General features: G+C 34.6%; 24 protein-coding genes, 4 pseudogenes and 1 riboswitch. Of the genes and pseudogenes, 20 read left to right on the top strand and 8 right to left on the bottom strand.

Features of this window, described 5'->3' with window-relative positions:
- Positions 1 to 12 precede the first annotated feature (12 nt).
- The 4 genes from FS802_RS13415 to FS802_RS13400 all read left to right on the top strand — a co-directional run bounded on the left by FS802_RS13415 (position 13) and on the right by FS802_RS13400 (position 4,105).
- Entirely contained in the window at positions 13 to 891 is an 879-nt protein-coding gene (locus FS802_RS13415; RefSeq protein WP_098707652.1) for an energy-coupling factor transporter transmembrane component T, read from the top strand.
- On the top strand, positions 870 to 2,525 hold the full coding sequence (locus FS802_RS13410; RefSeq protein WP_081257297.1) for an ABC transporter ATP-binding protein: 1,656 nt from the start codon (positions 870 to 872) through the stop codon (positions 2,523 to 2,525). The genes FS802_RS13415 and FS802_RS13410 overlap by 22 nt, the downstream gene beginning before the upstream one ends.
- Positions 2,498 to 3,199, top strand: a complete 702-nt coding sequence (locus FS802_RS13405; protein WP_088047148.1) for an ECF transporter S component — start codon at positions 2,498 to 2,500, stop codon at positions 3,197 to 3,199. The genes FS802_RS13410 and FS802_RS13405 overlap by 28 nt, the downstream gene beginning before the upstream one ends.
- A gap of 183 nt (positions 3,200 to 3,382) precedes the next feature.
- A complete protein-coding gene (locus tag FS802_RS13400; RefSeq protein WP_098653452.1) occupies positions 3,383 to 4,105 on the top strand; it encodes a YwiC-like family protein in 723 nt (240 codons plus the stop codon).
- 32 nt (positions 4,106 to 4,137) lie between these two features.
- On the opposite strand, the gene FS802_RS13395 is transcribed toward FS802_RS13400, so the two are convergent.
- Positions 4,138 to 4,329, bottom strand: a complete 192-nt coding sequence (locus FS802_RS13395; RefSeq protein ID WP_000545003.1) for a hypothetical protein — start codon at positions 4,327 to 4,329, stop codon at positions 4,138 to 4,140.
- Positions 4,330 to 4,451: 122 nt separating this feature from the next.
- Positions 4,452 to 4,550, top strand: a riboswitch (SAM riboswitch).
- A 40-nt stretch (positions 4,551 to 4,590) separates the two neighbouring features.
- Between FS802_RS13395 and FS802_RS13390 the strand changes: the two genes are divergently transcribed.
- The 4 genes and pseudogenes from FS802_RS13390 to FS802_RS13375 all read left to right on the top strand — a co-directional run bounded on the left by FS802_RS13390 (position 4,591) and on the right by FS802_RS13375 (position 6,501).
- On the top strand, positions 4,591 to 4,908 hold the full coding sequence (locus FS802_RS13390; protein ID WP_141545929.1) for a hypothetical protein: 318 nt from the start codon (positions 4,591 to 4,593) through the stop codon (positions 4,906 to 4,908).
- A gap of 205 nt (positions 4,909 to 5,113) precedes the next feature.
- On the top strand, positions 5,114 to 5,551 hold the full coding sequence (locus FS802_RS13385; protein ID WP_141545928.1) for an SWIM zinc finger family protein: 438 nt from the start codon (positions 5,114 to 5,116) through the stop codon (positions 5,549 to 5,551).
- A gap of 23 nt (positions 5,552 to 5,574) precedes the next feature.
- Positions 5,575 to 6,150 carry an NAD(P)H-dependent oxidoreductase gene (locus FS802_RS13380; RefSeq protein ID WP_098653453.1) on the top strand — a complete coding sequence of 192 codons (576 nt, stop codon included), beginning with the start codon at positions 5,575 to 5,577 and terminating at the stop codon, positions 6,148 to 6,150.
- Positions 6,147 to 6,501: pseudogene (locus tag FS802_RS13375) on the top strand (group-specific protein). The gene FS802_RS13380 and the pseudogene FS802_RS13375 overlap by 4 nt, the downstream one beginning before the upstream one ends.
- A gap of 28 nt (positions 6,502 to 6,529) precedes the next feature.
- Here FS802_RS13375 and FS802_RS13370 read toward each other — a convergent pair.
- A pseudogene (locus FS802_RS13370) lies at positions 6,530 to 6,821 on the bottom strand (TIGR00366 family protein); the annotation flags it as partial.
- 421 nt (positions 6,822 to 7,242) lie between these two features.
- On the opposite strand from FS802_RS13370, the pseudogene FS802_RS13360 reads away from it, so the two are divergent.
- The 3 genes and pseudogenes from FS802_RS13360 to FS802_RS13350 all read left to right on the top strand — a co-directional run.
- Positions 7,243 to 7,413 (top strand): annotated as a pseudogene (locus tag FS802_RS13360) (SGNH/GDSL hydrolase family protein); the annotation flags it as partial.
- 144 nt (positions 7,414 to 7,557) lie between these two features.
- Positions 7,558 to 8,925, top strand: a complete 1,368-nt coding sequence (locus FS802_RS13355) for a short-chain fatty acid transporter (RefSeq protein WP_098653456.1) — start codon at positions 7,558 to 7,560, stop codon at positions 8,923 to 8,925.
- A gap of 915 nt (positions 8,926 to 9,840) precedes the next feature.
- On the top strand, positions 9,841 to 10,596 hold the full coding sequence (locus FS802_RS13350; protein WP_098653457.1) for a DUF7225 domain-containing protein: 756 nt from the start codon (positions 9,841 to 9,843) through the stop codon (positions 10,594 to 10,596).
- 19 nt (positions 10,597 to 10,615) lie between these two features.
- On the opposite strand, the gene FS802_RS13345 is transcribed toward FS802_RS13350, so the two are convergent.
- Complete coding sequence (locus FS802_RS13345; protein ID WP_078183057.1) at positions 10,616 to 10,714, bottom strand: YjcZ family sporulation protein; 99 nt, start codon at positions 10,712 to 10,714, stop codon at positions 10,616 to 10,618.
- A 43-nt stretch (positions 10,715 to 10,757) separates the two neighbouring features.
- Here FS802_RS13345 and FS802_RS13340 point away from each other — a divergent pair.
- Positions 10,758 to 11,000: pseudogene (locus FS802_RS13340) on the top strand (DUF5360 family protein); the annotation flags it as partial.
- 154 nt (positions 11,001 to 11,154) lie between these two features.
- Here the strand turns inward: FS802_RS13340 and FS802_RS13335 are convergent.
- Positions 11,155 to 11,700 carry a transcriptional regulator gene (locus tag FS802_RS13335; RefSeq protein ID WP_098707651.1) on the bottom strand — a complete coding sequence of 182 codons (546 nt, stop codon included), beginning with the start codon at positions 11,698 to 11,700 and terminating at the stop codon, positions 11,155 to 11,157.
- A 127-nt stretch (positions 11,701 to 11,827) separates the two neighbouring features.
- Between FS802_RS13335 and FS802_RS13330 the strand changes: the two genes are divergently transcribed.
- Genes FS802_RS13330 through FS802_RS13320 form a run of 3 tightly spaced genes read left to right on the top strand, consistent with a single transcriptional unit; the run spans position 11,828 to position 13,754 of the window.
- Positions 11,828 to 12,067: a PLD nuclease N-terminal domain-containing protein gene (locus FS802_RS13330; protein ID WP_098653459.1), complete on the top strand. Its 240-nt coding sequence runs from the start codon at positions 11,828 to 11,830 to the stop codon at positions 12,065 to 12,067.
- Positions 12,064 to 12,969: an ABC transporter ATP-binding protein gene (locus FS802_RS13325; protein ID WP_144525083.1), complete on the top strand. Its 906-nt coding sequence runs from the start codon at positions 12,064 to 12,066 to the stop codon at positions 12,967 to 12,969. The genes FS802_RS13330 and FS802_RS13325 overlap by 4 nt, the downstream gene beginning before the upstream one ends.
- Positions 12,966 to 13,754: an ABC transporter permease subunit gene (locus FS802_RS13320; protein ID WP_144525081.1), complete on the top strand. Its 789-nt coding sequence runs from the start codon at positions 12,966 to 12,968 to the stop codon at positions 13,752 to 13,754. The genes FS802_RS13325 and FS802_RS13320 overlap by 4 nt, the downstream gene beginning before the upstream one ends.
- A 54-nt stretch (positions 13,755 to 13,808) precedes the next feature.
- On the opposite strand, the gene FS802_RS13315 is transcribed toward FS802_RS13320, so the two are convergent.
- The 3 genes from FS802_RS13315 to FS802_RS13305 all read right to left on the bottom strand — a co-directional run bounded on the left by FS802_RS13315 (position 13,809) and on the right by FS802_RS13305 (position 16,803).
- A complete protein-coding gene (locus FS802_RS13315; protein ID WP_098653462.1) occupies positions 13,809 to 15,068 on the bottom strand; it encodes a serine hydrolase domain-containing protein in 1,260 nt (419 codons plus the stop codon).
- Positions 15,069 to 15,171: 103 nt separating this feature from the next.
- Entirely contained in the window at positions 15,172 to 16,371 is a 1,200-nt protein-coding gene (locus FS802_RS13310) for an MFS transporter (RefSeq protein ID WP_098707648.1), read from the bottom strand.
- Between the two features lie 15 nt (positions 16,372 to 16,386).
- Positions 16,387 to 16,803, bottom strand: a complete 417-nt coding sequence (locus FS802_RS13305; protein ID WP_000343677.1) for a MarR family winged helix-turn-helix transcriptional regulator — start codon at positions 16,801 to 16,803, stop codon at positions 16,387 to 16,389.
- 174 nt (positions 16,804 to 16,977) lie between these two features.
- Between FS802_RS13305 and phaZ the strand changes: the two genes are divergently transcribed.
- From phaZ to FS802_RS13285, 4 genes are all read left to right on the top strand, one after another.
- Positions 16,978 to 17,895: an intracellular short-chain-length polyhydroxyalkanoate depolymerase gene (phaZ, locus tag FS802_RS13300; RefSeq protein WP_141545927.1), complete on the top strand. Its 918-nt coding sequence runs from the start codon at positions 16,978 to 16,980 to the stop codon at positions 17,893 to 17,895.
- Between the two features lie 60 nt (positions 17,896 to 17,955).
- Positions 17,956 to 18,189, top strand: a complete 234-nt coding sequence (locus FS802_RS13295; protein ID WP_098653464.1) for a hypothetical protein — start codon at positions 17,956 to 17,958, stop codon at positions 18,187 to 18,189.
- A gap of 113 nt (positions 18,190 to 18,302) precedes the next feature.
- Entirely contained in the window at positions 18,303 to 19,499 is a 1,197-nt protein-coding gene (locus FS802_RS13290; RefSeq protein WP_098653465.1) for an MFS transporter, read from the top strand.
- Positions 19,483 to 19,683 carry an NETI motif-containing protein gene (locus tag FS802_RS13285; RefSeq protein ID WP_000166305.1) on the top strand — a complete coding sequence of 67 codons (201 nt, stop codon included), beginning with the start codon at positions 19,483 to 19,485 and terminating at the stop codon, positions 19,681 to 19,683. The genes FS802_RS13290 and FS802_RS13285 overlap by 17 nt, the downstream gene beginning before the upstream one ends.
- A 101-nt stretch (positions 19,684 to 19,784) precedes the next feature.
- Here FS802_RS13285 and FS802_RS13280 read toward each other — a convergent pair whose 3' ends face one another.
- The gene (locus tag FS802_RS13280) at positions 19,785 to 20,195 is read right to left on the bottom strand and encodes a DUF4279 domain-containing protein (protein ID WP_144525079.1); all 411 of its coding nucleotides are present in this window, start codon (positions 20,193 to 20,195) and stop codon (positions 19,785 to 19,787) included.
- A gap of 363 nt (positions 20,196 to 20,558) precedes the next feature.
- Here FS802_RS13280 and FS802_RS13275 point away from each other — a divergent pair, with 363 nt between their 5' ends.
- Positions 20,559 to 21,008 (top strand): VOC family protein, encoded by a 450-nt coding sequence (locus FS802_RS13275; RefSeq protein ID WP_098707647.1) that lies wholly within the window; start codon positions 20,559 to 20,561, stop codon positions 21,006 to 21,008.
- Positions 21,009 to 21,034: the final 26 nt, after the last annotated feature.

Raw genomic sequence — 21,034 nt, 5'->3', positions numbered from 1 at the left:
CGGTAAAGGACTATGAAAATAAGTTTTTCTTCTTTACATCCTTTTGTGAATTTTTTCTATTATATCGGGGTGATGATACTATGTATGATGTGTCTTCATCCTCTTTTTTTAATTGGAGCAATTCTATTAATCGTTATAATTAATGTGATGCAAGGGAATAGCGAAAAGATAAGAAAGATGTTACCGAGCACAATTGTTTTCTTTTTTATGGTCATTTTATTTAATTCATTATTAACGCATAGAGGCCGAACTACATTATTTTGGTTAGGGGATAGCCGTATTAAGCTTGAGGCAATTATGTTTGGAGTAGTAATGGGGTTATTATTAGTTGCGATTATGTTTACGTTTGCTTCGTATAATGATATTATTTCAAGTCATAAATTTTTATATTTGTTTTCTAGAATTTCACCGAAAGTAGCATTGTTAACGATGATTACAGTGAGGTTTGTTCCTTTGTTTATGAGGCGATTACAGAAAATAACACTCGTCCAAAAGACAAAAGGTGTACAAGTAGATGCAGGTTCAATTGTTGAACGGGTGAAAAATGGTATGCAATTGCTGCAAGTATTATTAATTTGTTCATTAGAAGATGCGCTGCAAACGGCAGATTCTATGCAAGCTCGTGGGTTTGGTGTAACGAAGCGTACGACATATATTCGGTATAGAATGGAAAGACGAGATTGGTATACGCTCAGTTATTTAAGTATTCTACTTATCATTGCTATTATATGTAGTACGTATGGCGGAGGAAAGTTAATCATTTATCCGAAAGTCGAATCTATTCTATTTCAGCAATACGATGGTATGATGTTCGGAGTATTTATGATGTTTATTAGTTTACCAGTTATAATGGAAGGAAGGGAGTGGATATGGTGGCGCATGCAGAAATAAACAATTTATCATTTGTATATGCTGATGAAAACGAATATGCGTTACAGCATATTTCTCTTTCTATTCAAAAAGGAGAGTTTATTGCACTTGCTGGAGGGTCAGGTTCTGGAAAGACGACATTATTAAAACATTTTAAAAAGGAATTACTTCCAATTGGTACACGTTCAGGAGAAATTTTTTATGATGACGTTTTATTAGAGGAAGTACCGGATTTATTATCTGCGCAAGAAATTGGTATGGTATTTCAAAATCCAGAGAATCAGCTCGTAATGGATACGGTCATTCAAGAATTAGCATTTTCTTTAGAAAATATCGGGTTACCATCACAGATTATTCAAAAACGAATAGCAGAGCTCATTAGCTTTTTAGGGTTTCAAGATTTATTGCATCAATCTGTTCATACGTTATCTGGCGGGCAAAAGCAGCTTGTCAATTTAGCTGCGGTATTAGTTATGCAGCCGAAATTATTATTATTAGATGAACCAACGGCGCAGTTAGATCCAATCGCTGCGAAAGAGTTTTTAGGATTGTTAAAACGTATTAACGAAGAACTTGGAATTACGATCGTTTTAAGTGAACATCGTTTAGATGAAGTGATACCACTTGCAACACGCGTTATTTGTATGGATAACGGCCGCATCGTTTATGATGGCAGTCCTAAAACGGTTATAGCGAACATGTGGGAAGTTGAAAAGTTCCGTCCATTTATTCCGCAAATTCCAAGATTGTTTTTAGAATGGGACGTGGAAGATATTCCGTTTACAGTGCGAGAAGCACAAATGAAACTGAATAACTTTTCAGATATATCATATGTGAATGAGCCAATAGCACAAAGTGAAAAGCGAGAAGTCATTTTAAGCGCAGAGCATATTTCGTTCCAATATGAAAAAAATAGTCCGCTTATTTTACGAGATTTAACCGTATCGATTGAAAAAGGAAAATGGGTAGCTCTCGTTGGGAAAAATGGTACAGGTAAATCTACACTGTTAACGATTTTAGCGGGATTGCAAAAAGCGAGAAGAGGGAAAGTAAAGTGGAATGGGAAAGTGATACATAAAATTGATTCGAAAGAACGATTTAAAAGGATCGGGTATGTATCACAACATCCGTATTATCATTTTACATTTGATACAGTGTGGGAAGAAGTGTATGAACGTGCACGTGAGTTATATGGAGAACAAGGAAAAGAAATAGCAGAAGATATGCTAAAACAGTTTTGGTTACATTCGCTTAAAGAACGCCATCCGCATGATTGTAGCGGGGGAGAGCAACAACTACTTGCGTTATGTACAACGTTATTATCAAAGCCGACTTTATTGTTACTTGATGAACCGACAAAGGGATTAGATCCGTGGAAAAAAGAAAGAGTAGGAGAGCTATTTAGAAAGCTACAAAAAGAAGGTACAACAATTGTAATGGCAACGCATGATATTGAGTTTGCAGCGAAATACGTTGATCAATGCATGATGTTATTTGACGGAGCAGTTATTATGAATGATGCACCGAAGGAATTTTTTAGTGGAAACTTCTTTTATACAACATCTATCAATCGATTCATTCGAAAAGAATTGCCATATGCATTAACGTGGGAGGATGTGTACGAAGCGTGTCCAAACGATATGTTGCATTCATAATATGTATTTTTGCAGTAATAATAGGCACATTACTCTTTACTACACTTATCATGGACGGTTATTACATGTTAAGTAGTTTGTTTTTATTAGTTATTATTATGTTACCTTTCTATATCCGCTTTGAAAGAAAGGCTTTTGTTTCACGTGAAATTGTGCTCGTTGCTGTGTTAGCGGCAATTGCAGCAGTTAGCCGCGTGCCATTTTCGATATTGCCAAGTGTACAACCGACTTCATTTGTCATTATCGTTTCTGCAATTGTGTTTGGGAGTGAAACTGGTTTTATGATCGGTGCAACAGCGGCTATCGTATCTAACATCTTTTTAGGGCAAGGTCCGTGGACGCCGTGGCAAATGTTTTCCTGGGGTATGATTGGTTTTATAGCTGGATTATTACGTAATACATTTTTAATGAGAAAGCTATGGGGAAGACTTCTATACGGATTGTTTGTTGGATTTTTATTTGGCTGGATTATGAACTTCTGGGGGCTTCTCGGTTTCATACGTGAGGCAACGTGGGAAGCTGTCATTTCGTATTATATCGCAAGTTTTTATTTCGATTTGAGCCATGCGATTTCGAATGTTGTTTTCTTACTATTATTTAGTACGTCTTGGATTACGATTCTTACGAGATTCAAAAAGAAATTTGGCATATTAGATAAGCATAACATGGCATAGAAAAGCATACTCATATAAGGTAGGGTCGCGACTTACATATTCGTTTGCCTCTTTCATGCTTCTTACATATTGTAAGGAGCATTTTTTATTGTCAAAAAATAGTCCAATATATATCCGTTACTATATAAAATTATTTGTATAATAGTAGGTGAGAACTATTTTCAAAAGGGAGGTGTATAGTTAATGAAGTTAGTTATTCCGAAGCAACATGGTGCATGGGCCATGCTCGTTATACCATTTCTATTAAGTGTCATACTTGGGAAACCTACTATTTATCATATTCCATTGTTTTTAGCTTGGTTCTTTATCTATTTAGCTACGTATCCATTTCTTACGTACATAAAGCAAAAACGAAAAAAAGAGTTTTTACATGCAGCAATTGTATATTTTATCATCGCTTTCGTATTTGGGATGATTTCTCTATTATATGAATGGCGCATTCTTTTATTCGTAGCAGTAATGATTCCATTATTTATAGTAAATATGTATTACGCCCGTCAAAAGAATGAAAGAGCGTTACTAAATGACATTAGTGCGATTATTGTTTTTTGTATTGGTGGTTTAGTTAGTTATTATTTTTCAATGAAACTTATAGATAAAACAGCATTATTTATTGCGCTTATTTCATTTTTATATTTTTTAGGAAGTACATTTTATGTAAAAACGATGATTCGCGAGAAAAATAACCCGAAGTATCGCCGTATATCATGGGGGTATCATATTGTATTAACAATCATTGTATTTTCAATGAATCCGTGGTGTTCTCTTATTTTTATACCGAGTGTCATTCGAGCAATTATGTTGTATGGCAAAAAAATTTCTATTATAAAAGTAGGGGTTTTAGAAATTGCTAATTCTGTATATTTTTTAATTATAACGGCAATAATTATGAAGTATGCCATTTGAAAAAGCTTCCCACCTTATGATGGGAAGCTTTTTCAATCTTGTTCTAAAATATGAACCGTGTAATCACAGCGTTGAATAGCTTGTTCGATCGCATAAAGTGATTGTTCAATACGAGCGCGATTAAAATCTTTTTCAACAGTCTGTAGCGCTTCTTCTAAACAATGTTTTGCTTCTTGTAATGATTGAAAAGAATTTTGGACATATCCGCGAGCATTCTCGTGCATTTCATAATCCTCCTTGCATATTCATATATGTATAGTATGAACAGTAAGGAACAAAATATAATTTGTTATATTTATTTGACAATTAAAACGAAATTACGTATAGTAGGAATTAAGTGAATATTTTCTTATCCAGAGAGGTGGAGGGACTGGCCCGATGAAACCCAGCAACCGCGATGCAGGTGCTAATTCCAGCAGAACATATTTGTTCTGGGAGATAAGACGAAGATATATACGTAACTTCTTCTTATCGGAGAGGTTTTTTTGTTGCAAAAAAACCAATTACGAAAATTTATATTAAGAAGAAAGGGGTTGCGAAGTACTGTGACACTCGAAAAATACGTAAAACTGCGTAGTACAGTTTATGAATATATGATAGAGCAAGATAAGCCAATATCATTGTTAGATATTCAAGAACATATCGTTTCGCATCATGAAGGAAAATTCACGAAAAAGATGTTACATCAATTTTATTTATCAAGACTATTAGATGAACTGAAACTGGATGGGAAAATTACATTAGCTGATGAATATCTCTATACTGAAAAAGGGGTATTTTATAAGGCGGGAAAAGGGAGCTAAGCTCTCTTTTTTTTGAAGTATGTAGAGTAAAAGACTGCTTAAGCAGCCTGATACAAGGGAATGGTGTTGAGTGTGTAGTGTCAAAGATTGAATGTGCCTGAAAGAGGCACTTCATATCGGCTGCAAATGAAAAGAGACACCTCCGCCGAATAGGTGTCAGTCGTTTTGTCATATAGACTTGCTATTTGACAGTTATTAGAATAACATGCAGGGTTTTGGAAGTCAAAAGGGAATTAAAGGAAGAGGTGTTGTTATGTACGCTTACTTACTAAATGATATAACGAAATGGATTCCTAAGTACATTATGGATAAAGGTTATGAATATTATGAAGAAGGACATGTAGAAGATGTTGAAATACAAGAAAAGAAAATATTTGCTTTTGTTACTGGAAATGCAGGAAACTATGAAGTAATGATTGATCTTGAAAGTTTTACAGAAAGTAGTTGCGAGTGTCCATATGAAAATTATTGTAAGCATATGGCGGCGGTCGTTTATGATATTCAAGGTGCTGGTGAAAGTACGGTTAAAGAGAAGCTGAAAGGTTTAGAAAAGGAAGAGTTACTTACATTATTAAATCGTTTATTACAAAGTTCGAAAAACGTGCAAATTGTAGAGAAGATGTTAAAGAAGGGGAAACTTTAACTTATAGAGGGAGTTGTTATGAAGTGAATGTACTAATTGTATACGCTCATCCTAGTCCTTCCAGTTTTAACGCAGCGATATTAAAGTATGTGCAAAAAGGATTACAAGAAACAAATCATTCGGTTACGGTACTTGATTTATATAAGGAACAATTTGATCCAGTCCTTGTATTTAATGAAGAGAAGAAAAGACGTGATTTAGTAAATGAAGAAGAAACAGCTCGGTACAGAACGTTAGTAGAAGAAGCGGATACGCTTCTCTTTATATATCCGATATGGTGGTGGGGGATGCCTGCTATTTTAAAAGGGTTTATTGATCGCATTTTCGTAGCTGGTTTTGCTTATAAATATGAAGGAGCCCTGCCGAAAGGCTTATTGAAAGGGAAGAAGGCATGGGTAATTAATACGTTAGATTCACCGTTATGGTACGTTGCACTATTATATCGATCAGTAGATTGGATTATGATGAAGAGAGGCGTTTTACGTTTTTGCGGCATTCGCGATATAAAACGATCTGTTTTTCAATCTGTGAAAACGAGTAAAGTAGAGAAGCGGGAAAAGTGGCTATTACAAATAGAAGAAAAAGCTCGTTCATTATGAATGAAATGGAACGTATTATAAAGTGTTGCAATTATGATAACGAATTTTTTCGTACATATATTAATTGCTTAGTCCAATTGAAGAAATGTAGTGAAACGTTTCAACAAATTCAAATACAATTAAGAAATGATTACTTAATAAGAGGAATTTGTGAAAGAGAAGTGGATGAGGTAGTAAGAGGAAGTAAAGAGTATGAAGCGTATTTTCTTCCTAAAGCGTTACAATGGAATTTCCTTAAGAAAAATCCACATTTAATTGAAAAAGTATGTGAAGACTTTTTTGCATTTGAGGCGTTACATCTTACGGAGGATAGAGTGGAAGAGGGTTATAAATTGCATGGGAAATAAATGATTTATTGTGTAAAAAAGCTAGTATAAAACTAGCTTTTCGTTTGAATAAATAAGAAACATAGACTAATGGATAAATCCTGCATATAGTAAGTTAACAACGCAAAATCCCATAATATCACGAGCACCTAAACCAGCTATCGCTAATGCCGGTAAAGCCTAGAATGGTTGAATCAAATTCGTCCAAGCATCGCCCCACGCAATTGCCATTGCTGTTTTTGCGGCAGGTACACCAAGTTCAGCGCCAGCTGGAATCATAATGGGTGCTTGCACAGCCCATTGACCGCCACCAGATGGAACGAAAATATTAACGATGCCAGCACTTTGAGTTTTTATAAAGAAAAGGCGCTATCCTCAAAGTACCTCCTCCTACTTAATCTATTCCTTCTATTAAAATTATAAATTGAAATACATTTTTTTATTAAGATAAGAAGCTGAATTAATACAATATCGTGATGAAATTTCTATATGTTGGTGAACTGGTTCCGTTAGCACTTGAATTTGAATTTCCTAGAAGGATTAGCGGTAGATTTGTATTGGCTGGTTCTGTTGGTAATTCGTTCCCTTGAGCAACTTGAACAGGGGGAGAAAACGGCTCTAAATGCGTATTGATTATCTGAAAGTTACGTCCGTTTGCGCTAACTTCGATAGACAACCATCCCTGAAGAATTGTAAATGGTTGTCCGCCAATTAGTATTGTTAATTTTGTTTTGAAATTGGTTATTCCTGTGGATTTAAAATAATAATGCCTGTAGTTAAAGAGTTAAAAAATGAAGCGAATTTAGGAAACTATTTCATTGTTGGATTAGATACAAATGGAGCCTTTACTACTGGGCAACTTGTTTCATTTATAAAGTTAATTGGAAATGAACATAAAATGATATTTATTAATACGAGGGTACCACGTCCGTGGGAATGAATCATCAATGAGAGGGTGAAAGTAACGGCATCTAAGTGTAACTCTAGTTGATTAGTATGCAGCAAGTGGAAAAGGATTTTATTTTCTTTTGTGGAATGTTATTTATATTTACCTTATTAAAATTTAGAAAGGAGAATATTTATGAAACATTCCTTGTTGGAGACAAATCCAGAACCAGGAAAGAAAGAATCATTGCTTACACGATGTGCAAATGTATTTTCGAGATGGTCTCAGAAATATGTCCCAGATGCCTTTGTTATTGCAGTGCTGCTCACTTTATTTACTTTCATTATAGCTTTGTTAATGAATCCCTCAAATCCGTACAAAATCGTAAAATCTTGGGGGGATGGTTTTTGGACTTATTTAACATTTACAATGCAAATGGTATTGCTAATGGTTACAGGGATGACGTTAGCTTCTGTCCCTTTTATTAATAGAGGCTTGCAGTCCGTTGCAAAGTTAGCCGATACACCCCAAAAGGCTTATACGATGACATTTTTGATCAGTGCAATTGCATACTATATTAATTGGGGACTAGCCGTAGTTGTGGGAGCGATCATTGCGAAGGAAGTAGCGAAAAAGAATCCGAATGCACATTTTCCATTACTTGTAGCTGCTGCTTACGCTCCGACAGCCTTATATAGCGCAGGTCTCTCCAGTTCTATTGGCCTGACAATTGCCACAAAGGATCATTTTCTTGTAGATATGATTGGAATTATTCCTACCTCACAAACAATTTTTAGTTACTCTACTTTAATTATTTTTTTCATTTTATTCATCACGATGCCAATTATTATTGTCCTTATGGCTCCAAAAAGTGGGATTATCAGCTATAAAGCAATCGAAACAGATACAAATTCTTTTGTAAAACCTCCTCAAAAGAATTTAACTCCTGCGGAAAAACTGGAATGGACACCGGTTCTAGGAATATTATTAGGCGGAATTGGCACGTTGTATTGTGTTTATGAATTCATGAACAGTCATAGTTTAGATTTAAATATCATTAATTTGTTTTTCTTATCACTTGGTTTACTCTTGCATGGTTCTCTTGGCAACTTTGCGCAAGGATTCAAAGAATCTGCGCAATCCATTTCTCCAATTATCTTACAGTTTCCATTTTATGCGGGGATTATCGCTGTTTTAGGTAGTTCAGGATTGGGGAGCTCAATCATTCAATGGATGGCATCTATTGCGTCAAAGGATACCTTTGATATATTTACATATTGGTCAGCGGGATTGGTGAACTTATTGGCACCATCTGGCGGGGGGCAATGGGCTTTGCAAGGGCCACTGCAGGTCCCTGCAGGATTGAAGTTAGGTGTAGATCCGGCTACTATCGCTATGGCGGTAGGCTGGGGGGACGCCTGGACAAATTTAATTCAGCCGTTCTGGGCACTACCTCTTTTAGGGGTGCTGGGATTGAAAATTAAAGATATCATGGGTTATTGTTTCATTCTCTGCATTTGGGTCGGGATTGTAACAAGTATATTGATGCTATTTTTATATTAGTTTTCATAGGAATACACATTAATATCAAGTAATACCATTAAAATGAAAAAAACGCTATTCTTTCTGTAAAAACATGAGAAGGGATAGTGTTTTTTTATGTTTTTTAGAAAGGATGATACATAATACATGGCTAATTCATGGCCAATATCAAATTCATTCGTAAGCTGTTCTTTATCAAGCTAACATGATAATCACCATCAACGCTATGGTTTTAAAACTATCCAAAATGGTATGGAAGAACCGGGAGTGTTGGAAGTACTACGAGAACAGTTGGGTATGATTAATAAGAGACAATAAAAAAATCCTCCTGGATGCAAGAGGATTTTTTTATAGGGAATAGTAAGGATGAGAGGAGGTGCATTACATATGGGAAAAGGTAGAAGTAATAATGCTGGTAAAAAGCAACCGAATTTCGATGATTCATCTAATTTCGCTAAACAAAGCCAACCGACAGAAAAGAAGAAGAAGTAAAAAAAGGATCTCTCTTTATCAAGAGAGATCCTTTTTTTTATATATTGACGTTTCAGCACAACATATCGATTGCTCAACCAAATAGTCATACATGCAAAGCTTAAACTCCTTCGAATGGAAGTCAATTTAATATTATTGTCCTGTTTTTTATAATGCTTCTTCACGTTTACCTTATTTAAAAAGCCAATACAAAAAAGACGCGTTTCCTAATTAAAAAGAGCTCTTAATGGAGTATTATCTTTATTTCGAGCCTTTAATAAAATTCTCCAATTTATATTTTACTCTATTAGGCTATGAAATTTAAGTGATTAAATGTAAAATTTATATAGATGATTATATAAAAAGTTAAAAACATCGGTTACGTTATTCTACAATCGGGTCAAATTATAGAGTAAAGGTTGTACTATGGCTAAAAATATTGATAAGCATGAGGAGAGGATTACATTGACTATTTATGAGCAATTTATAGAGGCTCTTAAAGAGAAAATAGGCGATACTGTAACATTTGCAGAGATAAAGGACAGATTAATAACAAAATTTAATACGAAACCGGGGAGTATTAATCCTGCTGATTATTGTTATAACCGTTATAATAAAGGGAGAGTATTTAATAAAAATCTGTTTATATATATAAATAAAAAAACTTATAGATATGTAGGTGAAAATTATCCTTATACAGGATTAGTTTTTCACAAACCTAAAGGGGCAGATTGTGAATCTGTTGTAGGTGAGTGGGATAATGGTAAACTTCTTTTTTATAAGGATAAGGATAAAATAGGAATCTCACAAATCAAAAAGTTATATGAGGCATACTTTGAAATGTTACGATTTGAGATGAATGTTCTTGGTTGTAAGGCGACTGAATTAAGGCATCTTATAGGTCGTCTAGGTGAATTTTTTTGTGTTCTTTACACAAATGGTGAGCTATCCAAAGTGACTAATCAGCATGGATATGATGTCATTAAAGATGGGAGAAGAATAAGTGTTAAAACAACTGCCCAAGAAAAAGGGTTTATCACGATCAATCAAAACACATTTGACCAATTTGATGACTTCTTTGTAGTTCAGTATAAAGATGATGATTTGAAAGTATTATTTTATGGGCCAAAGGAAGAACTTTCGGCGCTTAGACCATATGGGAATACTTATGAGGTTGATATACATTCTTTAAAGAGAGTAGAAAAGACACTCTTATCATAGTGTCTTTTCTTATAGTTTTTTAGCAGAAGCAAGCAGCTCCAACGATGATTAATAAAATAAACAATACAACTAATAAAGTAAAACCTTCAGTAAAATCGCAATTACCACCAAATCCCATAATAGTTCCTCCTTTAATAAGAGGGAACAACAGGGGTATGCTCATGTATTTACATTCTAAACAAAAACATATTTGGAGCCACTTTGCATTCTTATCATTAATTTTAACTTTTTGTTCAGGATTACAAGCTCTAGCATTTTGGACAATCCGTTTAGATTTCGATATTTCTTGGTGGATTTCTAATTTATATTTATTAGTTTACCCATGCTTCTTTTTAAAAAGTGTTTGGAGGGAATGTGGATGGTATGAGACGAATATAAGAAAAGAAAGAAAAGAGTTCATTTAATATAAGAAAGACAGGATCTTTAAGCACATTCGAATTTCTAAATCAGTTTTTTCGCTAGCCATAGATTAGAAGTCAAAACAATTTCTGAAATGAAGATAGCCGATGATTCCTATGGTAAGGAAGCATCGGCTTGTATTATGTATATTGAGTTAGTTCACGTTTCTGGAATAATTGTAATAGCGACAGTCCGAACCGGAGCCTCTATTTCGTTGTCTTTACTTTGGCTATTATAGTACTTAATCATTAATTCGTTAAGTTCGTTTTGAAATTTTCCAAAGTGTTCTTCATCGAGCTTTAATTCCACAACAGAAAAAGTAGCCTTATCTTCTTGACTGTTTTGTTCCTCTAATTTCTTAAGGTAACTTTGATATTGTGTCATAAGTGATAACTGGTAATAAGAAATGTAGTTTAGCTTTTCATCATCAGATAATCCTTTCCACTCACTTCCTTCAATTTTTGCATCTTCTTCATTGATTGCGTAATATTTTTCAGAAACAGATTTCACCTTTTTTTCGTTAATTACATGGACGATACCAGAATCAACCATAGTTTGTAGCTGTCTATATAGAGTTGCTTGTGGTACATTTTTAATGATTTTTACCATTTCTAATGGTGTTAGTCCATCTTCCTTATTTCTCATTAATACTTGGCAAATTTTCATTCTTACTGGATGCATTAAGATTTCAACTTTATTACTCACTATATATCACCTTATTCATTATTTATTCTCATTATAAATAATGAGAATAATGTTTGCAATGCATCTGCTCTTGATTTATCATTATTATTATCAATAATGATAATGAGTTTAGGAAGGAATGATAAAAATGCAACTACATTATGGATGGAATGATCTTAAAGACATGGATATTATGGCGTTTCTCCCGATCATATTGCCGGTTATTGCAGTCGGGGCACTTTTAGTTTTCATTGCATTAATTGATTTATATCGAAATAGAAAAACAAGAAAAAATGTACTTGTATGGACGCTAATTATTATCTTTGTTAACGTATTGGGGCCTATTCTGTACTTTGTTATAGGGAGAAAGGACGGTGAGAAATTATGAAATTAGAGATTAGAAATGTAACAAAATCATTTAAAGGAAAAATTGCTGTCAATACTTTCTCGATGGAACTGCAATCAGGGGAATGTGTAGGGTTAATCGGACCTAATGGGGCAGGGAAATCTACATTAATAAAAGTGATTTCAGATATTATTAATCCAGATGTTGGTGAAGTGTTATTGAATGGGATAAAAATATCAAAAATGAAAAGGGAAATTGGCTACTTACCGCAATACCCTAATTTTTTTCATTGGATGACAGCGCGAGAAACCCTTATGTTTATGGGGCAACTTTCAGGGATGAAAAAAGAAGCATTGTCAAAGTCGATACCAAAAATTTTGGAGAAAGTTGGATTAAGTGGAGAAGAAGGTTCAAAGGTGAGTACCTTTTCTGGGGGAATGAAACAAAGACTTGGTATTGCACAAGCATTATTACATAAGCCTTCGCTTATTGTCATGGATGAACCAGTATCTGCATTAGATCCAATAGGTAGAAGGGAAGTATTAAATCTCATTGAAGAAATAAAAAAAGATACGACTATTTTATTATCAACCCATATATTAAGTGATGCAGAAGAAATCTGTGAACGATTTGTCATGATTAAAGATGGAACAAAGATAGAAGATACAACAATTACTGAGCTTTTACACCGTAATAGTGAAAATAAATTAATCATTGAAATTACAGCTAAAGACCGAGAATGGATTGACGTTGTAAAAAATTTACCGTATGTGAAGGATGTAGAAGTGATAGGACTTAAAGTCAAAGTGAAGGTTGAGAGTATCGAAATAAATAAAATTATGTTACTGCAAAATGCACTCCAACATAAAGTGGACATCGTTAAATTTGAAATGAGCAACGATACTTTAGAAGAAATTTTCTTGAAATTGGTGGTGCAAAAATGAATAATCTAATGGTATTGATAAGAAAAGAATGTGTTCAAATGTTACGTGATTTTAAGATCATTTGGCTACCAATTGTTTTTATATTTTTAGGGGCAACACAGCCAATAGTAACGCATTACTTACCATCCATTTTAGGAGCATTAGGTGGAGGGCAGGGGATTACCATCGATCCGAGTATGACAGCACAACAAGGAGGCGAAGTACTAGCAAGTACTTTGGGGTCTCAGTTTGATCAGCTCGGACTTATGATTCTAGTAATCTCTATGATGGGTGCCATTCAAACAGATAAAGCTAACGGTATGTTAGCTTTTATTTTAACAAGACCTGTTACGGTTACTTCATATATAACTGGGAAAATAGTATCAAATTATGTAATAGTAGCGTTCAGTGTAATGATTGGATACTTTACCTCTTATCTATATATAAACTATCTTTTTACTGTTGTTCCGTTTTCGCACATGATTACTGGATTACTATTTTATTTAATTTGGGTTCTATTTATCTTATCTTTCACAACAATGATAAGTGCTATTTTTCAAACTCAAGGTATTATTGCGCTAATTTCAATTGCTTTTCTTTTAGCTTGTAGAATAATTGTCGGTTTGAATCCAATAATAGATCAGGTTAATCCAGCCAGTATGAGTAAACATGCAATGGAAATGTTAGTCACGGGGAGAGTGAATGCAACCGCAGTTGTCAATGTACTACTAACGATTATTTGGATCTTATTGACACTCTTCGTAACGTATTATTGGATTGCTAATAAAAAGTTTAATGATGAATAACTTTGATGAGGGTAGTGGCTTCAAATAAAACACCCCAACAAGAAAAAGCTTCCACTACTGTGGAAGCTTCTCTATATGATGTGCAATATCAATATACATATTTGAGTAAACAGAATGTATTTCATTACTTGGTGTAGCGTTAGAAGAGAAGTGGACGATGACCATATTTGCTTTCGGATCGATGTAAAGTGTTTGTCCGTAACTACCTAATACTTCAAAAGCACCTTGTTCATTGTGCGGAATCCACCATTGATTATGATAAGAAATGGAAGCTCCAGGGCCAACTGCAAGTTCACCTTCTTGGACATTTTTTATATCTTCAGTAATAGAAGAAGGGAGAATTTGTTTTCCGTTATATTCCCCGTTATTTAGTAGTAATTGCCCGAATCTAGCCATATCTCTAGCAGTTGCATTTAAGCCAGCGCTTGCCTGTTCTATTTTTGTTTCATCTGTAACGTAATACGCGTTTTCTTCCATACCAATTTGAGACCAAATTCTTTCGCTAACATTTTCAGCTAATGATTTACCAGTGATCGTTCGAATCACCCAAGCGAGTGTTTCTGCTGATCCGTTATCGTAAGAAAAATCGGAACCAGGCGGTGCAGTTTCTTCTGCTTCTCGTAACATATCATAAATTTTCATCGGACCGTCGTAGTTATTACCTCTAGGTAAAATATTGCTCGCTAAATATAGTTGTGCATCTTGATTTTCTAACGCTGGATGTTCATATCCGTGAGTAGGGTATTCTACAGAAACTTGCATATCCAATAATTGCTGAAGTGTGGCATTACCGAACGGTGTATTTTTTAATTCTTTTATATATGCGTCAGCTGTTTTTTCTAAGTCAATAAGATTTTCTTCAGCGAGAGATTGTATAATTGCACCAGTAAAGACCTTCGCTAATGATGCCATGCCATGAGGTTCACTCTCGTTATACCCGTTGAAATATCGTTCATAAACAAGGTGTCCATTGTGTACAACGACAAAAGCATCCGTTTTGTTATCGTCTAAAAGTTTTTTTAGAGGAGTTGTATTTCCAAATCTACGCTCCACAGCAAAATCATCTAAGTTTTGCGATGTGGTAGAGAAGTGGGAAACGTGATCCGGGTTATGTTTTACCTCGTTAATTAAAGTGAATTCTTTCATATGTGTGTACGACCAACGTAAGTAAGGATCATCTAACCAATTTTTCTTCGTCACGTTATTTTTCGATGGGATTGTTTTATTATGTTTGAAGTATGTAAAACCGAGCCCTGTAATTACAAATATAAATGTGATTATGAGTAAGAGTAGGGGAGGTTTTTTAAGTTTCATATCGGTCCCTCCTTTTTATTTCTATTATTATAAGTATACGCTTCTAGTGAAAGAAATACAAAATAAGGAAAGTAAACGGGGAAGTTTACTTTCCTTATTTATGTTAAGCGGAAACTTTTCCGTCTGTATGTTGTTTCTTGAATTTTTGTTTTCGTCCGTGTAATCCATAATAGAGTAGTAAAGTGAAAGCAACGATAATAGCTGCGATTAAATACATATTATGGTAACTCGATTTTGCTGCGACGATACCTAAAATGAAAGAACCAAAGCCAATACCACTATCAAAGAATGAGAAGTACGTAGCTGTCGCAGAACCACGTCGGTGGTTTGGAGCGGCAGAAATCGCAATCGTTTGGAAGCTAGGAATTAATGTTCCGTAGCCTAAACCGATTAACATACCTGCACCAAGGAACCAAAATGAAGTTTGTGCTTGGCTTAAAATGAACATCCCAATTGTGAAAATAATAATAGCTGGGTAAACAAGTACATTTTCACCGAAGCGATCAAAAATCTTACCTGTAAATGGACGAGAAATTACAACAACGAGTGCGTATAAAATAAAGAAGTAACTTGCAATGTCAGCTAAACCGAGCTCTTTTGCATAAATAGGAATAAAGGATAAAATGCCACTATAAGAAAAGGCTAAAACAAATCCTGTAAGAGCGATCGGAATAGAAGAGGGTTCAAGTAAGTCTTTCCATTTCATTTTTTCTTGTTTTTGTTTCTTTACTGGTGCTTCATGTGGAATATTTACAAGTAGTCCTAATAAAAATGCAAGCAATGAAAATACGGAACAAACGATAAATAGTACAGTAAATGAAAAATGAGAAATAATTGTTAAACCTAAAAAAGGACCAATTACCATCGGCAAACTCATGAATACGCCGAAATAGGCAAGTGCTTCGCCGCGTCTATGAGCTGGCGCAACATCTGTGACAATCGTACCAGTTGCTGTCGTTGCCATACCGAACCCAATACCATGTAAGAAGCGAAGGGCAAGTAATAAAAATAAACTTTGCGCACCGAAATACATAACAGTAGCAGCTAAAAATAATGAAAGTGAAATAAATAATATTTTCTTTCTTCCTAAATCATCGAGCCATTTACCTGTAAATGGTCTACATAAAACTGATGAAATAAGAAAAACAGTTGCAACTAAACCAATTTCCTCAGGTTTTCCTTTTAGGTTGTCTATAACGTAGACGGGCAGAGTAGTCATAAGCATGTAAAATGTTAAGAAGAGAAATAGACTACTAAAACAAGTTCCGAGGAAATCCTTCGTCCAAAGTTTCTCACTTTGCATCGTCATCCCTCCAATTTAATCTAAATTTTTAATGATTTTTTGTAACACTTGAAATGCTTGATGTAAATCATCTTCGTTAATATCTTCTAGTGTTTTTTCTTCGAAAGTATCAACTTCTTCTTGCCATACCGGAATCATTTTTATCGCTGTTTCTGATAAAGAAATGAGCTTCTCACGACGATCTTTTCCTTCTGTACGAATAATCCAGCCCATCGTTTCCATACGTGTTAACGTACGAGTCATCGTTGGTGATTCAACATTTAAGTACTGGCACAATTCTGTTTGCGTACAAGAACCGGTTTGATTAATGCGGAAAATAACAGCCCATTGCGCACTAAATAACCCAGTTGGAGATACGCGTTCATTAAATTTTTTTGTGAATTTTCGAGAAGTCTGGCTGACAATGTGAAAAAAATGTTGTTTTTCGTCCATATAGTTAGATCCTTTCAAATTAGTTACCTAGCTAACTATATACTTTTTTATTATAATTGTCTAGTAATAGACATGTTGATTTATGTAATAATTTTGTATAGGCTTTATGTTGAGAACATACATTCTGTATGTTATTCTTTAAGTAAGTAAAGAATTTTCTTTCTATTAAATAGAATGGGGGAACTTGTGATGATTAAGCCTGCAACAATGGAGTTTGTTTCACTATCGAACGGAGAAACGATTGCGTATCAGGAAGTTGGAAGGCAAAATACAGAAATTCTTGTACTCATTCACGGGAACATGACATCGTCACAACACTGGGATTTAGTTATTGAGAAGTTGGAAGATCAATACCATATTTACGCTCTTGATTTAAGAGGATTTGGCCAATCAACATATAATCAATCGATAGATTCATTACAAGACTTTGCAAGAGATGTAAAACTATTTATCGATCAATTAAAACTAGAAAAATTTTCATTAATGGGCTGGTCAATGGGTGGTGGTGTTGCGATGCAATTTACAGCGAATCATCCAACGTTTGTCGAAAAGTTAATTTTAGTAGAATCAGTAGGCATGAAGGGATATCCAATTTTTAAAAAAGATATTAACGGGCAGCCAATCGTCTCAAGTTTAGTAAAGACGAAAGAAGAAATCGCGCAAGATCCCGTACAAATCGCTCCAGTGCTAGATGCGATAAAAAATATGAATAAATTATATTACCGTACAGTATGGAATCTATTAATATATACACATAATCAACCGGAACCGGATCGTTATGAAAAGTATTTAGACGATATGTTGAAGCAGCGTAATTTCGTAGATGTGAATTATGCGCTCATTACATTTAATATTTCGGATGAACATAACGGGGTTGTAGAGGGAAATAAGCAAATCCATCATATTAAAGCTCCAACACTCGTCATACAAGGTGACAGAGATTATGTCGTACCGCAAGTAGTCGGTGAGGAATTAGCAAAACATTTACCAAATGCAGAGTTGAAAGTGTTAGAGGATTGCGGTCATTCTCCGTTTATTGATTGTTTAGATGTATTTATAAAACATGTAGAGGATTGGTTAGAAGAGAAATAATCCCCGAAATGATAAGTATTGCATATACTATAACATTGTAGGTAAAAGGGGAGATTATCAATGCATCATCCGTTCTTAATTGCGCATTCGCCATATAATCATCATATATATACAAAAATAATGATCGATCCGCTGTATATGCAAGTTTCACCAGCTGTAGTTCCTTTACAAATGCAATACCCGCAGCCACCAATTGCTCATGCACAGCAATACGTGTATGAAACTGCTTTTTATAAACATCCGTATTTCAAGCAATTCCATAACAATGTGAAAGCGCAAGTATGGGAAGGATAAGGAGCTAAAAGGTTCATTCTTTTAGCTTCTTTTTTATTATGAATATTCGTACACGCATTTGAAGAAACAGTTTATAATGAAAAGTGGAAAGCGTGAGAAGGAGAGGGAAAGGGATGTCGATGCGTTTTACTTTTTGGATTATGGTTGGAATTGTAGCAATCTCAGGTTTATCACAAGGGATGCTTTTACCGGCCATTGCAATGATTTTTGAACAAGAAGGGGTAAGTTCAAGTATTAACGGTATTCATGCGACGGCATTATACATTGGGATATTAGTTATTTCACCGTTTCTTGAAAAGCCGATGCAAAAGTTTGGAATGAAGCCAATTATCGTCATTGGTGGGTTTCTCGTTATTATTTCATTATTCTTTTTTACACAAACTTTTTCATTTTGGGTATGGTTCGTTCTTAGATTTTTAGTTGGAGTCGGAGATCATATGCTTCATGTCGGAACACAAACATGGATTACGACAACATCAGACCCAAGTAAAATAGGGAGACAAGTATCGATATACGGTGTATTCTTCGGAATTGGTTTTGCTGTTGGTCCGTATTTAGCAAGCACTGTGCAGTACGGTCTTGCAACACCATTTATTATATCTACTATACTGTGCTTAATAGGTTGGCTTTTATTACTTCCAACGAAAAATGCATTCCCGGCGCAAGATGAAAGAGAAGTGAAGAGTGAATCATCATTTTTTCGTTATAAACAAGTTGTTGGATTAGGTTGGATTGCATTACTAGGACCACTTGCATATGGCGTACTAGAAGCAATGTTAAATAGTAACTTACCAGTATACGCACTGCGTAAAGGATGGTCTGTTTCAGAAGTATCCTTCTTATTACCAGCATTTGCAGTTGGGGGCATTATTACACAAATTCCGCTCGGTATATTAAGTGATAAATATGGAAGAGACCGTATTTTAACGTGGACGTTCAGCATAAGTACGGGGATTTTTCTACTGGCAGCTGTATTTGACCAATATTACTGGATTGTCTTTGCCTGTATGCTATTAGCGGGTATGGTCATTGGATCGTGCTTCTCTTTAGGACTTGGATTTATGACAGATTTATTACCGAGGCACTTATTACCAGCAGGTAATATATTATCTGGAATCGCCTTTAGTTTAGGAAGTATACTGGGACCTGTATTAGGAGGCGTATTTATAGAAAAAATACAGTATACAAGCTTTTTTATTGCAGTTATGATTATAATAGGAATTCTCGCAATGGTATATATGGTCTACATGAAGAATCAATTCGCATCAAGAAAAATAGAAAGTAGGTTAGGGCATGACAAAACAACCTAATAAAAAGAAATTTGAAGTACTCGAAAACGAAACAATTACAGACTGCTTAGCACGTATGGAACAAGAAGGCTATGCACCGTCTCGTCGTATGGAAGAACCAATCTTTCATGAAGTGAAGAAAAACGGCAAAACAGAAGTTGAACCGTGCGGTAGAAAGATTGTCTTTGAGGGGAAATTGAAGTAATACGTTATATAAAAAGAATTTGCTTTTGGGTACAAGCAAGATAAAACATAGAGTCACATAAGAAAACGCTATTGATTCCAATATCAATAGCGTTTTTATTTTTAACAAATATATAGATCAAAATGAATTTCTGCTTGAATGGAACTAGCAAAATCAATAATATTTTTTTGTAAATACATCGCGGATGATTCGTTATTCTCCACTTGAATCACTACCATAAAAAGAAACTGTAAACTATATTTCTTCTTGAGATGTTTTAATTGTTCTGTTTTTCCTTCAAGGGATTTCAGAATAACTTGCAACTGATTATTTATATCGTATGATTCTTGATAGCCGGTGCTGAAAGTCCAATTAGTTTCTTTTCTATATAGGGTTTTGGTGGATACAAGATTCGGATTATCACGTTTTGCAACAACATCACCTTTTTTATAAGTTCTGGTAGGCTCGATACTTAGGGCGTCAGTAATTGCTTCAACAGGGAATATATCACCCGTTGCACTAAAATAAGCCATAACTTTGGTTTTATCCAGAATGGTTCCTCCTCTATTATTAAGATGTTAATCTTATTACATTATAAAAATTTATGAATGTAAATAGAATTTTTATTCTGCTATTTGTGGGCAGTAAAACTTCTAATGGGAGGAAATTAGGTGAGAGCCAATTATCCATAAAAGCATGATTAGTGTGGGGAATAAAACCTCACTAGTTTCATTGTATTGAATTCCGGCGTTGAGGCATTAGTTAAAGATGGATACCTATACATTGGTAGGACAGAACAATTATACAAAAGTAGGATGCTTAAAAATATAAATATTTGTATGATAAAAACAAAATATATTTTAAAAATCAGAATGTAGAGGAGAGGGAAATATATAATGATACAAAGCATATATGAAACTCATTTACATGTAAGAAATTTAGAAAAGGCGATAGATTTTTATCAAAATAAGTTAGGCTTAACAGTAGCAAAAAAACTATCGAAAAGACGAGTTGCTTTCTTTTGGGTAGGAGAAAGTAAAGAGCAAATGCTCGGGTTATGGGAAGTACATAGTAATGAAGATTTTGAGAAGAAACACTTCGCTTTTCGTGTAGATTTAGAGTTTTTAAAGACTTCTAAATTATGGTTAGAGAAGCGTGGAATAGAGGTAGTAGGGAGTCAAGGGAAAGGAAATCGAGAACCAATTGTCCAAAGGTGGATGCCAGCTGCAAGCGTATATTTTCTAGATTGTGATGGGAATAAATTAGAGTTTATTTCTATGTTACATGATGATCCAGATGAAATAGAATATGCAACGTATTTAAGTGAATGGGATGCGGAGCACTAAGAAGAATAAAGTTTAATCAGTAGGAG

It is taken from the genome of Bacillus sp. DE0042 (genome assembly GCF_007680225.1).
Taxonomy (GTDB): Bacteria; Bacillota; Bacilli; order Bacillales; family Bacillaceae_G; genus Bacillus_A; species Bacillus_A wiedmannii.
This window is presented reverse-complemented; position numbering and strand designations above follow the sequence as displayed.

What these genes read in the sequence shown, in the direction of transcription:
- FS802_RS13415 (WP_098707652.1), top strand. Translation starts at nt 13, where the DNA reads ATGAAAATAAGTTTTTCTTCTTTACATCCTTTTGTGAATTTTTTCTAT.
- FS802_RS13410 (WP_081257297.1), top strand. Translation starts at nt 870, where the DNA reads ATGGTGGCGCATGCAGAAATAAACAATTTATCATTTGTATATGCTGAT.
- FS802_RS13400 (WP_098653452.1), top strand. Translation starts at nt 3,383, where the DNA reads ATGAAGTTAGTTATTCCGAAGCAACATGGTGCATGGGCCATGCTCGTT.
- FS802_RS13395 (WP_000545003.1), bottom strand. Translation starts at nt 4,329, where the DNA reads ATGCACGAGAATGCTCGCGGATATGTCCAAAATTCTTTTCAATCATTA.
- FS802_RS13385 (WP_141545928.1), top strand. Translation starts at nt 5,114, where the DNA reads ATGCAGGGTTTTGGAAGTCAAAAGGGAATTAAAGGAAGAGGTGTTGTT.
- FS802_RS13355 (WP_098653456.1), top strand. Translation starts at nt 7,558, where the DNA reads ATGAAACATTCCTTGTTGGAGACAAATCCAGAACCAGGAAAGAAAGAA.
- FS802_RS13345 (WP_078183057.1), bottom strand. Translation starts at nt 10,714, where the DNA reads ATGGGATTTGGTGGTAATTGCGATTTTACTGAAGGTTTTACTTTATTA.
- FS802_RS13330 (WP_098653459.1), top strand. Translation starts at nt 11,828, where the DNA reads ATGCAACTACATTATGGATGGAATGATCTTAAAGACATGGATATTATG.
- FS802_RS13325 (WP_144525083.1), top strand. Translation starts at nt 12,064, where the DNA reads ATGAAATTAGAGATTAGAAATGTAACAAAATCATTTAAAGGAAAAATT.
- FS802_RS13320 (WP_144525081.1), top strand. Translation starts at nt 12,966, where the DNA reads ATGAATAATCTAATGGTATTGATAAGAAAAGAATGTGTTCAAATGTTA.
- FS802_RS13315 (WP_098653462.1), bottom strand. Translation starts at nt 15,068, where the DNA reads ATGAAACTTAAAAAACCTCCCCTACTCTTACTCATAATCACATTTATA.
- FS802_RS13310 (WP_098707648.1), bottom strand. Translation starts at nt 16,371, where the DNA reads ATGCAAAGTGAGAAACTTTGGACGAAGGATTTCCTCGGAACTTGTTTT.
- FS802_RS13305 (WP_000343677.1), bottom strand. Translation starts at nt 16,803, where the DNA reads ATGGACGAAAAACAACATTTTTTTCACATTGTCAGCCAGACTTCTCGA.
- phaZ (WP_141545927.1), top strand. Translation starts at nt 16,978, where the DNA reads ATGGGGGAACTTGTGATGATTAAGCCTGCAACAATGGAGTTTGTTTCA.
- FS802_RS13295 (WP_098653464.1), top strand. Translation starts at nt 17,956, where the DNA reads ATGCATCATCCGTTCTTAATTGCGCATTCGCCATATAATCATCATATA.
- FS802_RS13290 (WP_098653465.1), top strand. Translation starts at nt 18,303, where the DNA reads ATGTCGATGCGTTTTACTTTTTGGATTATGGTTGGAATTGTAGCAATC.
- FS802_RS13285 (WP_000166305.1), top strand. Translation starts at nt 19,483, where the DNA reads ATGACAAAACAACCTAATAAAAAGAAATTTGAAGTACTCGAAAACGAA.
- FS802_RS13280 (WP_144525079.1), bottom strand. Translation starts at nt 20,195, where the DNA reads ATGGCTTATTTTAGTGCAACGGGTGATATATTCCCTGTTGAAGCAATT.
- FS802_RS13275 (WP_098707647.1), top strand. Translation starts at nt 20,559, where the DNA reads ATGATACAAAGCATATATGAAACTCATTTACATGTAAGAAATTTAGAA.